This window comes from Dellaglioa sp. CoH-55-MRSF-8 (assembly GCF_056782195.1).
The window spans coordinates 216546-230678 of record NZ_JBXAYH010000001.1 but is presented as its reverse complement, the minus strand read 5'-3'; the positions used below and the strand labels follow the sequence as shown (position 1 = coordinate 230678).

Annotated in this window: 11 protein-coding genes; 1 reads left to right on the top strand and 10 read right to left on the bottom strand. The window is 34.2% G+C overall.

All coding sequences use genetic code 11. From position 1 onward, the window contains the following. Nucleotides 1–16 precede the first annotated feature (16 nt). From lepA to AC1RPW_RS01045, 5 genes are all read right to left on the bottom strand, one after another. Nucleotides 17–1810, bottom strand: coding sequence for a translation elongation factor 4 (lepA, locus tag AC1RPW_RS01065; protein ID WP_481760970.1), 1794 nt, complete (start codon nt 1808–1810; stop codon nt 17–19). A gap of 182 nt (nt 1811–1992) precedes the next feature. Continuing rightward, the gene (locus tag AC1RPW_RS01060; protein ID WP_481760971.1) at nt 1993–3876 is read right to left on the bottom strand and encodes an ABC transporter ATP-binding protein; all 1884 of its coding nucleotides are present in this window, start codon (nt 3874–3876) and stop codon (nt 1993–1995) included. Beyond that, complete coding sequence (locus AC1RPW_RS01055) at nt 3876–5615, bottom strand: ABC transporter ATP-binding protein (RefSeq protein WP_481760972.1); 1740 nt, start codon at nt 5613–5615, stop codon at nt 3876–3878. Before AC1RPW_RS01055 ends, AC1RPW_RS01060 begins: the two co-directional genes overlap by 1 nt. 6 nt (nt 5616–5621) lie before the next feature. Then, complete coding sequence (locus tag AC1RPW_RS01050) at nt 5622–6302, bottom strand: TetR/AcrR family transcriptional regulator (RefSeq protein WP_481760973.1); 681 nt, start codon at nt 6300–6302, stop codon at nt 5622–5624. Nucleotides 6303–6390: 88 nt separating this feature from the next. Next, complete coding sequence (locus AC1RPW_RS01045) at nt 6391–8358, bottom strand: ABC transporter ATP-binding protein/permease (RefSeq protein ID WP_481761143.1); 1968 nt, start codon at nt 8356–8358, stop codon at nt 6391–6393. Between the two features lie 261 nt (nt 8359–8619). Between AC1RPW_RS01045 and AC1RPW_RS01040 the strand changes: the two genes are divergently transcribed. Continuing rightward, nucleotides 8620–9507 carry a phosphate ABC transporter substrate-binding protein PstS family protein gene (locus AC1RPW_RS01040; RefSeq protein WP_481760974.1) on the top strand — a complete coding sequence of 296 codons (888 nt, stop codon included), beginning with the start codon at nt 8620–8622 and terminating at the stop codon, nt 9505–9507. A gap of 78 nt (nt 9508–9585) precedes the next feature. Here AC1RPW_RS01040 and AC1RPW_RS01035 read toward each other — a convergent pair whose 3' ends face one another. The 5 genes from AC1RPW_RS01035 to AC1RPW_RS01015 all read right to left on the bottom strand — a co-directional run bounded on the left by AC1RPW_RS01035 (nt 9586) and on the right by AC1RPW_RS01015 (nt 14098). Continuing rightward, a complete protein-coding gene (locus AC1RPW_RS01035; RefSeq protein WP_481760975.1) occupies nt 9586–10467 on the bottom strand; it encodes an ROK family protein in 882 nt (293 codons plus the stop codon). Nucleotides 10468–10577: 110 nt separating this feature from the next. Beyond that, nucleotides 10578–10910 (bottom strand): PTS lactose/cellobiose transporter subunit IIA, encoded by a 333-nt coding sequence (locus AC1RPW_RS01030; protein WP_481762169.1) that lies wholly within the window; start codon nt 10908–10910, stop codon nt 10578–10580. 21 nt (nt 10911–10931) lie between these two features. Further along, nucleotides 10932–11252 (bottom strand): PTS sugar transporter subunit IIB, encoded by a 321-nt coding sequence (locus tag AC1RPW_RS01025; RefSeq protein WP_481760977.1) that lies wholly within the window; start codon nt 11250–11252, stop codon nt 10932–10934. Between the two features lie 15 nt (nt 11253–11267). Next, on the bottom strand, nt 11268–12716 hold the full coding sequence (locus tag AC1RPW_RS01020; RefSeq protein WP_481760978.1) for a PTS sugar transporter subunit IIC: 1449 nt from the start codon (nt 12714–12716) through the stop codon (nt 11268–11270). Further along, nucleotides 12716–14098 carry a glycoside hydrolase family 1 protein gene (locus AC1RPW_RS01015; protein ID WP_481760979.1) on the bottom strand — a complete coding sequence of 461 codons (1383 nt, stop codon included), beginning with the start codon at nt 14096–14098 and terminating at the stop codon, nt 12716–12718. Before AC1RPW_RS01015 ends, AC1RPW_RS01020 begins: the two co-directional genes overlap by 1 nt. Nucleotides 14099–14133: the final 35 nt, after the last annotated feature.

Below are 14133 nucleotides of genomic sequence, written 5' to 3'. Positions count from 1 at the left end.
TCCTTCTTTCTAAAGACTAGTTATCATTGTTAACTTCCAATATTGCATTAAATACTTCTTGTGGTAATTCCATTTCAGCCTTAGAGCCCAATCGTTTATTAGCGCTTTGACGGCGTAGCATATCTTGTTTGGCAGCATTCTTTTTATCACTACTTGTTGTTGCGCTCTTACGAAGAGGCGGTACATTTGCACGCGAAATAGCTTTATTTTCGATAACTGCTTGTACTGGCATTGGGAATAATTTACGTGGAATTGAATATTTCAATTGCTCAACTAATTTCTGACCAATTTCCACAGCATCTTGTCTATGCACAACAAACCCTAGTGCATCGACTGTTGCATAGTTAACTAAAACGTCCATTTTAACAACGTCTGCTGTTTGATATCCTTTAAATTGCGTTTCCATTGTTGCATAGCCATGTGATAATGATTTTAATTGATTGAAGAAATCATAGGCAATTTCAGACGTTGGTAACGCATAATTCAATTCAGTTTGACCAGAATTGTATGACATATCTTGGAAAATACCTTTACGTTTTTCAGCTAATTTCATGATATCGCCCACTTGTTCATCTGGCACGGTCATATGAACATCTAAAAATGGTTCTTCAACATGATCAATTTCAGAAAAATTAGGGAATTGGACAGGATTATCAACAACAACTTCTTTACCATTTTTCAAAATAACGTGGTACGTAACATTAGGCGTCGTTGTTAACACCCCTAATTGGTATTCTTTTTCGAGACGTTCACGAATAATACTTAAATGTAACATCCCTAAGAATCCACATCTAAATCCTAGTCCTAAAGCATCTGACTTTTCTTCTTTATAATGGAAAGATGAGTCATTTAAAGCTAATTTTTGAATAGCTGATTTTAATTCTTTATAGTTATTATCTTTAGGATAAAATCCAGCAAAAACCATTGATTCTGATTCTTTATATCCAGGAAGTGCTTCTGGTGTCGGGTTACTTTGAGAAGTTAACGTATCCCCAATTTTAACTAGTTGAGGATCTTTTAGCCCTGTAATAACATAGCCAACATCCCCGGCATGTAGACTATCAACAGCCACCATGTCAGGTTTAAAAATACCTGCTTCTACTACTTGGAAATCAGTCGTTTGTTGCATAAATCGAAGTAAATTATTAGCTTTAAATTCACCATCAAAGACACGAATATAAGCCACAATTCCTTTAAATGCATCAAAATGTGAATCAAAAACTAATGCTTTAAGTGGTGCTTCAATATCACCGATTGGTTTTGGAATACGGTCTTTAATAGCCTCTAGAACCAAATCAACACCAATCCCAGTTTTAGCTGATATTAATAACATTTCGTCTTCATCAACGTCAGCTAATTCCATCAATTGAATTTTAGTTTCTTCAACATCAGCATTAGGATGATCAATCTTATTGATTACTGGAATAATTTTTAAGTTGTTTTCTTTAGCTAAACGGTAATTTGCAACCGTCTGTGCTTGCACACCTTGAGTGGCGTCCACCAATAAAATAGCCCCATCACTAGCAGCTAAACTTTTCGAAACTTCATATGAAAAATCAACGTGTCCCGGTGTATCAATAAAATTATATTCGTAAGTTTCACCATTAGTAGCTGTATAGTAACTACGAACCGTTCGTGATTTAACTGTAATCCCGTGTTCTTGTTCAACAGCCATTGAATCTAACAATTGACTAGACATCTCACGTTCACTGACAGTTTGTGTTTCTTCCATAATTCGATCAGCTAAAGTTGATTTACCATGATCAATATGGGCAATAATTGAAAAATTTCTAATTTGTGATTGTTTCATTATGATTAAACCTCATTTTCTAAATAATCATCTACTGTTTTAGAGTCTTTTTTATTATACGCTAAATTATCAACGTCGTAAGAAGAAGATTAAAAGCCGGTAAGAATGCCCAAGTATTTTAAAAACGAAAAAATAATGAACACAAATTTAACTAAGGTCAAATTCAGCTCATTATTTTTAATTTAAATAGTACCGTTTGCAAATTGGCTATTATATAAATCAGCATAAAACCCGTTTTTAGCAATCAAAGCATCATGATTTCCAGTTTCAATAATTGAGCCATTATCCATTACAATAATATTATCCGCATCACGAATCGTTGATAGACGATGCGCCACAACGAAACTTGTTCGGCTATCTAATAAGGTATCCATCGCTTTTTGAATCAAAACTTCAGTTCGTGTATCAACTGAACTCGTTGCTTCATCTAAAATTAAAATTTCTGGGTCAGCCAAAAATGCACGAGCAATCGTTAACAATTGACGTTGTCCTTGTGAAATATTTGAAGCGTCTTCATTCAGAACAGTTTGATAACCATCTGGTAATTGACGAACAAATGTATCAACATGAGCGGCTTTTGCTGCAGCATAAACCTCTTCATCCGTTGCATTTTCACGACCATATTGAATATTTTCCATAATAGTACCTGTAAATAACCAAGTATCTTGAAGCACCATCGAGATTGACTTACGTAAATCTTCTCGTTTCAAATTCTTAGTATCGACACCATTTAGTCGGATTGATCCCGCTGAGACATCATAAAAGCGTTCAATTAAGTTAATAATCGTTGTCTTTCCAGCACCTGTAGGTCCAACAATTGCTACCTTTTGTCCTTCGTTAACATCCAAATTATAATCTGTCATCAAAAGCTTCTTATCTGAGTAACCAAATTGAACATGATCAAAGGAAATTTTATTACCATTATCAGCAATTGGTAAGTCATCGTTACTTTCATCTTTCAATTCTTCTTCATCTAAGATTTCAAAAATTCGTTCTGCAGAAGCTACAGTTGCTTGAATCGTATTAGATAAGTTGGCAATTTGAGTGATTGGTTGTGAGAATTGGTTCACATATTGTAAAAAGGCTTGGACGTTACCTAAAGTAATTGTTCCTTGTGAAACCTTAATTCCACCAACAATTGCCACAAAGACATAGCCAATATTTTTAATAAAGTTCATTGCTGGCATAATTAATCCAGAAATAAATTGTGCTTTCCATGAACTTTTATAATAATCATTATTCTGTTTTTCAAAAATATCAATATTTTTTTCTTCTTTATTAAAAGTCTTAACAACCGTATGACCCGCATACGTTTCTTCCACTTGATTGTTCAAAAGTCCTAAACTCTTTTGTTGTCCAGCAAAGAACTTTTGCGAACGAGGCGCAATTAATGAGACAACAACCAAACTCAAAGGAACAATAATCAAAGCAATTAACGTTAATTGCCAACTAATTGAAAACATCATATAGAGAACACTGACAAAGGTCACAACACTTGTTACTAACTGTGTAAAACTTTGTTGTAACGTTCCAGAAATGTTATCCACATCATTTACAGCACGAGACATAATATCACCATTTGGATGTGTATCGTAGTAAGAAACAGGCACGCGTTCCATTTTAGCCTTAATATCTTTACGAAGTGCGTACACCGTTTTTTGAGAAATATTAGTCATGATTAATTGCTGCACAAAACTGAAAAGTGCAGACGCAATATACATAATACCAACTGTAAGTAAGATATTCTTAATTGCATCAAAATTAATTGGCAACGAGGTTACTTTCTGCCCCTGTTTCATTTGAGTGAATCCTTTAGTTACCCCAGAGAAAATCTCGGTTGTTGCGCGTCCTAAAATTTTAGGAGAAACCGCCTGGAAAATTACAGATATAATGGCTAGCACTAATACTATCCCTATTGAAATTAACCATGGTGACATGTATTTCGCTAAACGCCCAATTGTTTTCCAAAAGTTCTTAGGCTTTTCAACTGGTCGTCCAATATTGCCATGTCCACCTCGACCGCCCCGCATAGGTTGCGTTGCTTGTTTTGACTTATTATCTGCCATTACTCTGCATCCCCCTCTCTGATTTGTGACTGCATAATTTCTTGATAGGTTTCATTCGTGGCTTTCAATTCTTCATGAGTCCCTTTACCAACGATTTTTCCACCATCGATAACTAAGATTAAATCGGCACTTGTCACACTAGAAATCCGTTGTGCCACAATTACGACAACACTATCTTTGATGCTTTCATCCGTTTTAAGTGAGCCACGTAATTTAGCATCTGTTTTAAAATCAAGCGCTGAGAATGAATCATCAAACAAGTAAACAGAAGCTTTTTTAACTAATGCTCTTGCAATTGCAAGTCGTTGCTTTTGGCCACCAGAGAAGTTATCTCCACCTTGTTCAACTATGCCGTCTAAGCCATCCGCTGATTCTTCAACAAACGATTTAGCTTGTGCTATTTCTAGCGCATGCCACAACTCATCATCTGTTGCCGTTTCATTTCCAAACTGTAGATTACTTCGGATTGTTCCTCTAAAAAGAACTGTCTTTTGTTGAACAAGAGAAATTTGGTCGTGTAAGCTTACTTGGGTTAACTCATAAATTGATTTACCATCAATTTTAATATCGCCCGACTCAACATCAAACAATCGTGGAATTAAATTAATTAACGTTGACTTACCAGATCCAGTACCACCAATAATCGCAATCGTTTGACCCGCCTTTGCTTCAAAGTTAATATCTGTTAGGGCTTCTTTTTCAGCACCCGTATACCGGAAATTAACTTTATCAAATGACAATTGACTTGCTCCTACTTTACTACGATCAACTGTAATTGCATCAGGTTGGTCTTTTATCGAATTCTTCGTATCTAAAACTTCGTTGATACGTGCTGCAGCAGCTTGCGCACGAGGTAACATGACAAATACCATCGATAACATCATAAAACTTGATAAAATTTGCATTGCATACGTCATAAACGCAACTAGATTACCCACTTGCATCGACATATCTCCAATTAAATGACCACCATACCAGATAATTGCGATATTGGTTGCACTAAGAACTAAAGTCATCATGGGGAACATTAGCGCCGTAATTGAAAATACTTTACGGGCATTATCTGTATATTCTTTATTCACACGATCAAAACGATTTTGTTCATATTTATCTTGGTTAAATGCGCGAATAACACGAACACCTGTTAAACCTTCACGAAAGACAAGATTAATATGATCAATTCTTTTTTGTAACGTTTTGAACAGCGGCACTGCAAAATACATAACTGAAGCAATTAATATAATTAAAATTGGAACAGCTACTAAAAAAATCACGGTTAATTCTTTTTGTTTGTTATAAGCTAAAATACTAGCACCAATCAACATAATAGGCGCTTGGATCATCATTCTTAACATCATAACGGTAACGTTTTGAATTTGTAGAACATCAGTTGATGTTCTTGTAATTAAACTTGAATTTCCAATTTGATCAAATTCATGACTTGAAAAATTAAGTACTTTTTTGTAAATATGACTTCTTAATCTAAGTCCTAATTTTTGCGCTAAGCGTGAAGCGATAAAGACATTACCAACTGCCGCAACAATACCAATAGCTGCTACGCCTAACATGACATAACCCACCTGCCAGATATACGCAACATCGCCTTGTGAGACACCTTTATTAATCATGTCTGATGTTAATGTTGGTAAATATAAATCGCAGATAACTTGGACAATCATAAATATAAATGCACCAAACATTGCCCAAACGCTAACGCGATTTTTCATTACTTTTATCATTTATTTTTATTCCTTCCTTTTTGAAACACCAATAGCTACCCAGTTAGCCATTGTTTCATATTCTTTTTGTAACTCTTCAACAGGTATTTCAATACCTTCTCTTTGTTTTGAAAAATAATCATTAATAGTTTTCATAAATGGACTCATTAAAGAAAACATAAGTAAACTAATTTCTTCATCTGAGGAAATGGTTAGTAAAGACCGATCAATTTCACTCATAATATCAAAATCTGCTTTTAAATTTTGATGAAATGGTCCACCAAAATGTGGCTGTTTCCCACTATGATGCGGGTGGTGAGGATGATGTGGCTGCATCCGACTACTCATTTTAAAGTCCATTCGGACAAAGGCGTTTTTAAAAAATGCAGCATCTTCTCCGGACACTGTATTCGCAATCGTTTCTGAAAAAAAGGTCTTCATAGTCGTCACGACATCACCTTGATTTCGTTTTAATAATTCACCAAATCTTTTAGTTTGATTCTGTCGAATAGTATCAAAATAATAAAAGTATAAATCTTCTTTATTTTCGAAATATTGGTAAAAACTCCCTCGCGGAATATCTGCAATTTTTATGATATTACTAATTGATGCTTCAAACAGGGGTACTCTTGAGAACTCTTCTTTAGCAGCATCCAATATCCGTTGTTGCTTATCTTCATCTAAATTAAAATACGTTTTTTTAGGCATATTTTCTCCTTTATACAAAAAATGACAAGCTGTCATGTGACAACTTGTCATGTTACTAGTCTTTATTTAAAAATGCAACTTTATTTACTTATTCTTTTCTTAAAGATTCAACTGGATCAAGTTTTGATGCTCTGTTTGCTGGTAAGAAACTAGCAACCATACTAATCAAGACACTGATTAAAATACCAGAGAATACATAACTAGCTGTAACTTTAACAATCGTAACATCGAATGTTGCAACTGAGAATGCATTTAACCCAAAGGCTAAAATATACGTTACGCCAACACCAATTAAGCCAGATGCTAATCCAATTAGGAACGCTTCGGAAACAAATATACGGCGAATATCCTTACGACGTGCTCCTAAAGCTTTCATAACACCGATTTCTTTTGTTCTTTCAACAACAGATATATTTAGAACCACTAATATCATAATTGCAGAAACGAGCAATGATATCGCAGCTACGGCCGTTAAAACGTCTGTCAAAATATCTAACATTTGAGTAAACATTTCTGACATTTTTTCTTGAATTGAACCTGTGTAACCCAATGATTTAACTTTAGCTTTTATACCTGCCGTATTAGCCTTATCGTTTGTATGAAGATAAACAACATTTGGTTTAATTGTTTCATTATTATCTTCAACTAATTGTTGTAAGTCAGCGTAATTCAAGTAAACTAAACTGCTTGAACTGCTACTTCCAGATGCTTCATAAATTCCGGCAACTTTGAACGTTTTCTTAATCGTTTTTTCGTTATAAACAATCGCAATTTTAACTTGTTTACCAACAATGTTCTTGCCTAATGAATCTGCAGTTGTTTTATCTAATAAAATGCCATCCTTACCTGGTTTAGTACCCTTGGTAATGTTTGATTTTGTAATACCTGAGTTCATTGTACCCAACTGCATCAAACTAGCTTTTTTATCCTTATATGAAACTGTATTTGTACCTAGTGAAATTGCTGTATAACCCTTTTGTAGCTCATTCACATGTTTAATATTTGTTAACTTATTAATATCTTTTTTAGAAAATGATCCTGTCTGACCAGTAATTGCAGCCATTTGACTTTGTTGTTCTTTAGCTTGCGCTGCTTGGGCTTGAGAACCAGCAGCTGGTGTTGCTGTTTTAGAACTACTACTTGAAGAACTTGTTTTTGCCTTCATATGAACTTCAGTCACATTGGGATTCACGTAGCTAGTCATCGTATCCTTTATATAACTTGTTACCCCTTTTCCAAGCGATAACATTAAAACAACAGACATAATCCCAATACTTGAGCCAATAGCAACAAGTAAATTACGAGAAAATTTAGCTTTCATATTAAGTGCAGCTAATCGAATTGCAGACCATAGACTTAAATTCTTAGGCGTTTCGCCTTTAAATTCATCTTCATTAGTATGCAACTCTAATTGTTCTTGTTCGGAATCAGAAATAATTGCACCATTATCAATTCGTACAACACGACTTGAATATGCCGCAACGCGATCTGAATGAGTAACCATTAAAACTAATTTACCACGCTTTGCGATATCTTTGATAATTTCTAAGACAGCATCAGTTGTCTCTGAATCCAAAGCACCTGTTGGTTCATCAGCAATAATGACATCAGGATCATTCATTAAGGCACGTGCAATAGCAACACGTTGTTTTTGCCCACCAGATATTTGATCTGGCTTCTTTGTCATATGATCTTGTAACCCAACGTCTGTTAATAATTTTTTAGCACGTTTGACACGTACTGATTTATCAACATTTGAAAGCGTCATTGCCATAGCAACGTTATCAATCAAACTTAAATGAGGAATTAAATTAAAATTTTGAAAAATGAATCCAATACTCTTCTTATGAAAGTTAACAAGTTCTTTTTCAGAAAAATCACCAATATTTTCACCATTATACGTAATTTCGCCATCAAAATTTGAATCCAATCCACCTATTAAGTTCATTAATGTTGATTTACCACTTCCGGATTCACCAACTATTGAAACTAATTCTCCTTTGTCAAAAGAAGCATTAATGTCTTTTAAAGCCTTGAATGTCGTACCACCAGCCATATTATACGTTTTTGAAACGTTTTTTATTTCTAGAATCAATTTGTCTCCCCCTATTTCCGTTTTTATGACAGACTGTCATAATGAGCTGGTTTTTATTATAGATAATCACACTCACAAAAGCAAAGTATTTCGCTCCACCTTTACCCATTCTTTACAATTTCAGGTGTAAATCATTACACGATTCATACAGAACCATAACATTTAACTGATATTATGAAGTTGTTCTTAAATACGAATACAAAATAAAAGGGGAAGTTAATTATGAGAAAGAAAACAGCAATTATTTCGATAGCAGCAATGGGTCTTTTATTGTTGGCAGGATGTGGTAAATCATCATCTTCTTCAGATGATTCATCAAAAATTACAGGTAAAATTACTATTGTTGGATCAACTGCTTTACAACCTTTAGTTGAACAAGCAGCTGAAACCTATCAAGCAGATAATTCAGGTTTAACAATTGGCGTGCAAGGTGGTGGCTCAGGTACTGGTTTAAGCCAAGTTTCTACAGGTGCTGTTACCGTTGGTAATTCTGACATTTTTGCAGAACAAAAAGACGGCGTAGATGCTAAAAAGATTGTTGATCACAAAGTTGCCGTTGTTGGTATTGCACCTGTTGTCAACAAAGATACAAAAGTAACTAACCTCTCAAAAGCACAACTTGCTAACATTTTCTTAGGTAAGACAACAAACTGGAAAGAACTTGGCGGAGCAGACCAAGCGATTGTTGTCATTAATCGTGCTTCTGGTTCGGGTACACGTACCGTATTTGATAGTAGTATCCTTCCAAATAAAACAGCTAAACAAACACAAGAACAAGATTCAAACGGTACAGTTCAAAAAATGGTATCTTCAACACCAGGTGCCATCAGCTACTTAGCATTCTCGTACTTAAAAGATAACATCCAAGCATTATCTATTGATAACGTTAAACCAACATCAAAAAATGTTGAAACAAACAATTGGAAAATTTGGTCATACGAACATATGTATACTAAAGGTTCTCCTAACTACGCAACAGCTAAATTTATTGGTTATATTCAATCAGACAAAATTCAAAACGGCTTAATCAAGAAATTAGGTTATATCTCAATTTCAGATATGAAAGTTGAAAAAGACGCTAAGGGTACTATTGAAGAAATTAATAAATAGCTGTAAAAAATAGAACATTCAATACAAAAAGCTCATAATTATTAGATCTAAATCTAATAATTATGAGCTTTTTTATATTTAAATAGTGTTAAAGGTTATGAAATTTGTTTTATATTGGTATATTGCGCCAATCATATTAGCATCTCCATAAAAATAACATGTTTTTAAATTATACTTAAGGCCATCCGCACGTTTGGCAATGATTAATTGATTAATATATTTATTTAGTGTTTTAATCAAACCAGGTCTTTCAGATATAGCGCCTCCAATTAAAACAAGGTCAGGATCATACGATACAAGTAGATTAAACACTCCTACGGCTAAATGTTTATAAAAATCATCTACAATTTGGCATGCCTTATCATCACCAGAGTCAGATAAATCAAATAATTGTTTTCCGTTAATTTCACGATTATTTTCTGAAGAATACTGTTTGGCAAGATTTACTGGACTAACCAACTCACTGAAAGTACGATCATCATTTACATCTAAAATCATGTACCCAAATTCGCCACCAAATAGATTACTTCCGGCCTTTAATTTTTTATTCATTATTACAGAACCACCAACTCCAGATCCAATGATAATAGAAACAAAATCATCTACATCTTTAGCGTTTCCAATCCAATTCTCAGCTAATGCTGCACAATTAGCATCGTTTTGTATAGAAACTGGTACGCCTAAATATTGTTCCAACTCATCCCTAATCGGAAAATTGTGTATATAAGGGATGGCGCTAATCCCATGAATAATTCCATTTACCGTATCAACTGATCCTGGAGAACTAATGGCTATACCTTCAGCGTTCTGACAACTATTATATAAATTTTTAATTAAAGTTTTCATATCTTTCCACGTCTCAGGGGTCTCCCTCTTACCACGTGAAATGAACTGATTTTCTTTCCATTCTCCATACTTTACGGTTGTCCCACCAATATCAATTGCTAATATAGTTCCCATTGTTCTCCTTTTCAGTCATTCGACTAATATTTTTAGTATCTGATAATTATAATTTTTAATAAACGTATTAAATTAAAGAAGTTCTCATAGCACGTCTATAATGCGTCATTTTATACGGCGTTTTTTTTAATTGATTTATACATAGTTATAATTTCTTTAGCTAAATCAATATAACAGATACTCGTCATTAGCCAATCTTGCGAATGTATCAAATACAAATTAAGTTTCGTTTTTTCACCATTGGCCTCTTTTGTTAACAAAGTAGTTTGGATATTGTGCACCTTAGTTAACGCCTCTTGTGCTTGGTTCATAAAATCATCAGATTTAGAAAAATCAGACTGCTCAGCCATGCGGATTGCTTGAGCGGCAAATCCCTTCGCATTCCCCGATTCCATAATAATTCCCATTATTACAGTCATATCTTTATCATTCATATTTTTCATCCCCATTTCACTAAATTTATTTTATTCCGCAATTAAATTTACTGCTGTTTGTAATACTTTTTCACCGTTCATCATCCCATAATCTAGCATATCAATGACGTCCATAGGAATTCCAGCAGCATCAGTTTTACTTTTAATTTCTTCCTTCATATAACTGACCTGTGGCCCTAATAACAATACATCCGGATGAACACTTTCAATTTGATGGTCTACATCTGATGTTGATGTTGCAAATATTTCATAATCTTTTTTCTGCTTAGAAGCTGCCGCCTGCATTTTTGATACTAGTAGAGATGTAGACATACCAGCTGAACAAGCTAACATAATAATTTTTTTCTCCATGATTTTTTATTCCTTTCACTCTGCTTTATTATTTAATTCTTGCTCTTGTTCTTGATTACATAAATATTGATCATATTTTTTAGCGAATGGATAGTATCCGACAGCTGATATTACTAACGTTACCGCTTGCCATAAGGCCATCTTCCAACCTCCAATTAAAAATCCTGAAATAACTGCTGGCGTTGTCCAAGGTGCCGCAACACCATTTAAAGGTGGTACAATTCCGAAATAAATTACCCCATAAGTAGAGATTGCTACAATAACTGGTACCATGAAAAATGGTATAGCTAAAAATGGATTCATAACTAAAGGTAATCCGAAAAGAAAAGGCTCATTAATATTAAAAATAGCTGGAATAAGCTCAATTTTACCGATTGTTTTAAGCTGAACAGATTTAGCTGCAACTAGTGTGAAAATAACTAGTCCGATGGTTATTCCAGATCCCGTCAAGTTAATAAAATTATTATAAAATTCATTAGTAACAATATGTGCCCCGTTACCTAACGATAATTTACCAGCTTGATATAAAGCAGCGTTTCCAGAAGTATTAGGAATTAAGAAGGCTCCTGCAATTCCACCGACAATCAGTCCTCCGTGAACACCAAAGAACCAAAAGAATGATACTAAGAAGGCAATCAATATAGCCCCAATTAATGAATCTGATAGTCCTTGCATAGGTGCTGCTAACATCTTATAAATGAGATTTAACATATCTGTATTTAACACTGTCTTAATTAAAGCAAAGATTAACATAGTAACAGTTAATATAACACCAGATGGAATCATGGCAGTAAATTGATTAGCAACACTAGTTGGCACTTGTTCTGGGAGTGTTATTTTCCAACCAGCTTTAATCATTTTTGTATATGCCCAACCTACCAAAATACCTACAATAATTGCAGCCACCATTCCTTGACCGCTCAACCAACTAATGTTAATTACACCATTAACTGGCGACTGCATGAATGATTGAAGCGAATGAGGTAATTTGTCTATATTTTCTGTTATTGCAGAACCACTTAGGACCTCTTTACCAGCACTGTTAACAATACCTGCTCCATTTTTACCCATTACTCCGGCTAAAGGTGCGGCCACTTGGAGCATCTGTAACATCAAGAAAGATGATAATGCTGTCAATGCAGCGGGTAATGCCTCATATCCCTCATTACGAACATATACGTACGCGATACCAACTACCGCCCAGATAGATAAAATACCAAATGTTGTTGTATATGCTTGTGTGAAAAATGCTGACCAACCTGAATCTTTAAGCGCATCTGCAACACTTGGCACCGGGAAATTGGACAAAATTAAAAATATGGATCCTATAATAATAAAAGGTAATGCGTATACCATTCCATCTTGCAGAGCCCTTATAGGTTTTGTATTCACAAATTTCATAATTATAGGTAATAACTTATTCGTAATGAACGTGTTTGCTTTATTTTCAGTTTTATTTTCCATTATATTTTTTCTCCATTCTCTTCTAAGATATCCTTAAACCAATAATATGATTTTTTTGGAACTCTCTTCATATCTTTCAAATCATGATTTGTTCTATCAACAAAAACTGCACCATATCTTTTCTCCATGTCACCATGTGAACTAGGAATATCAATTAATCCCCAACCCAGATAGCCCACAACTTGAGCACCATCAATAAACATTGCATCCTTCATAGCCTTAATATGACTTTTATGATATTCAATTCGAGCATCATCTTGGATTATATTTGTGCTGTCCCTGTGCTCCTTGATGCCAATTCCATTTTCAATTGGAAATACAGGTAATCTATAACGATTATGCAAATCTGTAATTACATTTCGGAATCCTAAGGGATCAATATTCCATGACCACTCACTACTAGATAAATAAGTATTTTCTTCTACACTATAATTCATATATCTATTTGGTGCCTCGTCACTTGGAATTTTATCAGCATCCATGACCATTGTGCGATAGTAACTAAAGGAAATGAAATCAGATTTAATTTTATTTAAATATTGCTTATCTCTATCTTTAAAATCCATTTGAATATTATTCACTTCTATATATTTAAGTACTTCAGGAGAATATGATTGTCCGACAAATAACGAATTTAGATTTTCATAAATAAATTCATTTTGTTTTCTTACTGCAAAAGAATCTTTTGGATTAGTCGTTGCTGGATAAACTGGTGTATATGCCAACATACCTCCAATCTTAAGTTCTTTATATTGTTCATGAATATATTGTGCAATTTGTGCGTGAGCTATCATCGTATGATGGAATATGGTATACATATCGTCAATTGTTTTTTCCGTCTTGGTATATCCAGAAATATGAAATGTTTCATCAGTGAAGTATAGATTATGTTCATTAAATGTAATCCAATATTTAACTCTGTCTGAAAAATGATCAATAACGACTTTCCCAAACCTAACAAAAGCATCAACAGTTTTACGAGATAGAAATCCACTTTGCTTTTGGGCCAACGCTAACGGCATGTCAAAGTGATAGAGACAAACCATTGGCTCAATACCACGCTTAATCATCCCATCAATTAATCGGTCATAATACTCAAAACCTTTCTCGTTGATAGTTCCATCACCATCAGGTACTATTCGAGTCCACGATATCTGAATGCGATACATATTCATATTCATATCTGCAATTAAATCCAAATCTTCTTCATATCTGTTAAACTCATCAATCGCATCGTGCCAATCGGATACACCTTTATCTGAGTCACGGATATCATAAACTGATAGCCCTTTACCATCTGCCTGCCATGCTCCTTCTGTCTGCATACTTGATACAGAATTACCCCAATAAAAACCTTTAGGCATCTTATTTTCATTTATCATATATCAATCAACCCTTCTTCTAATAAATTATTTTT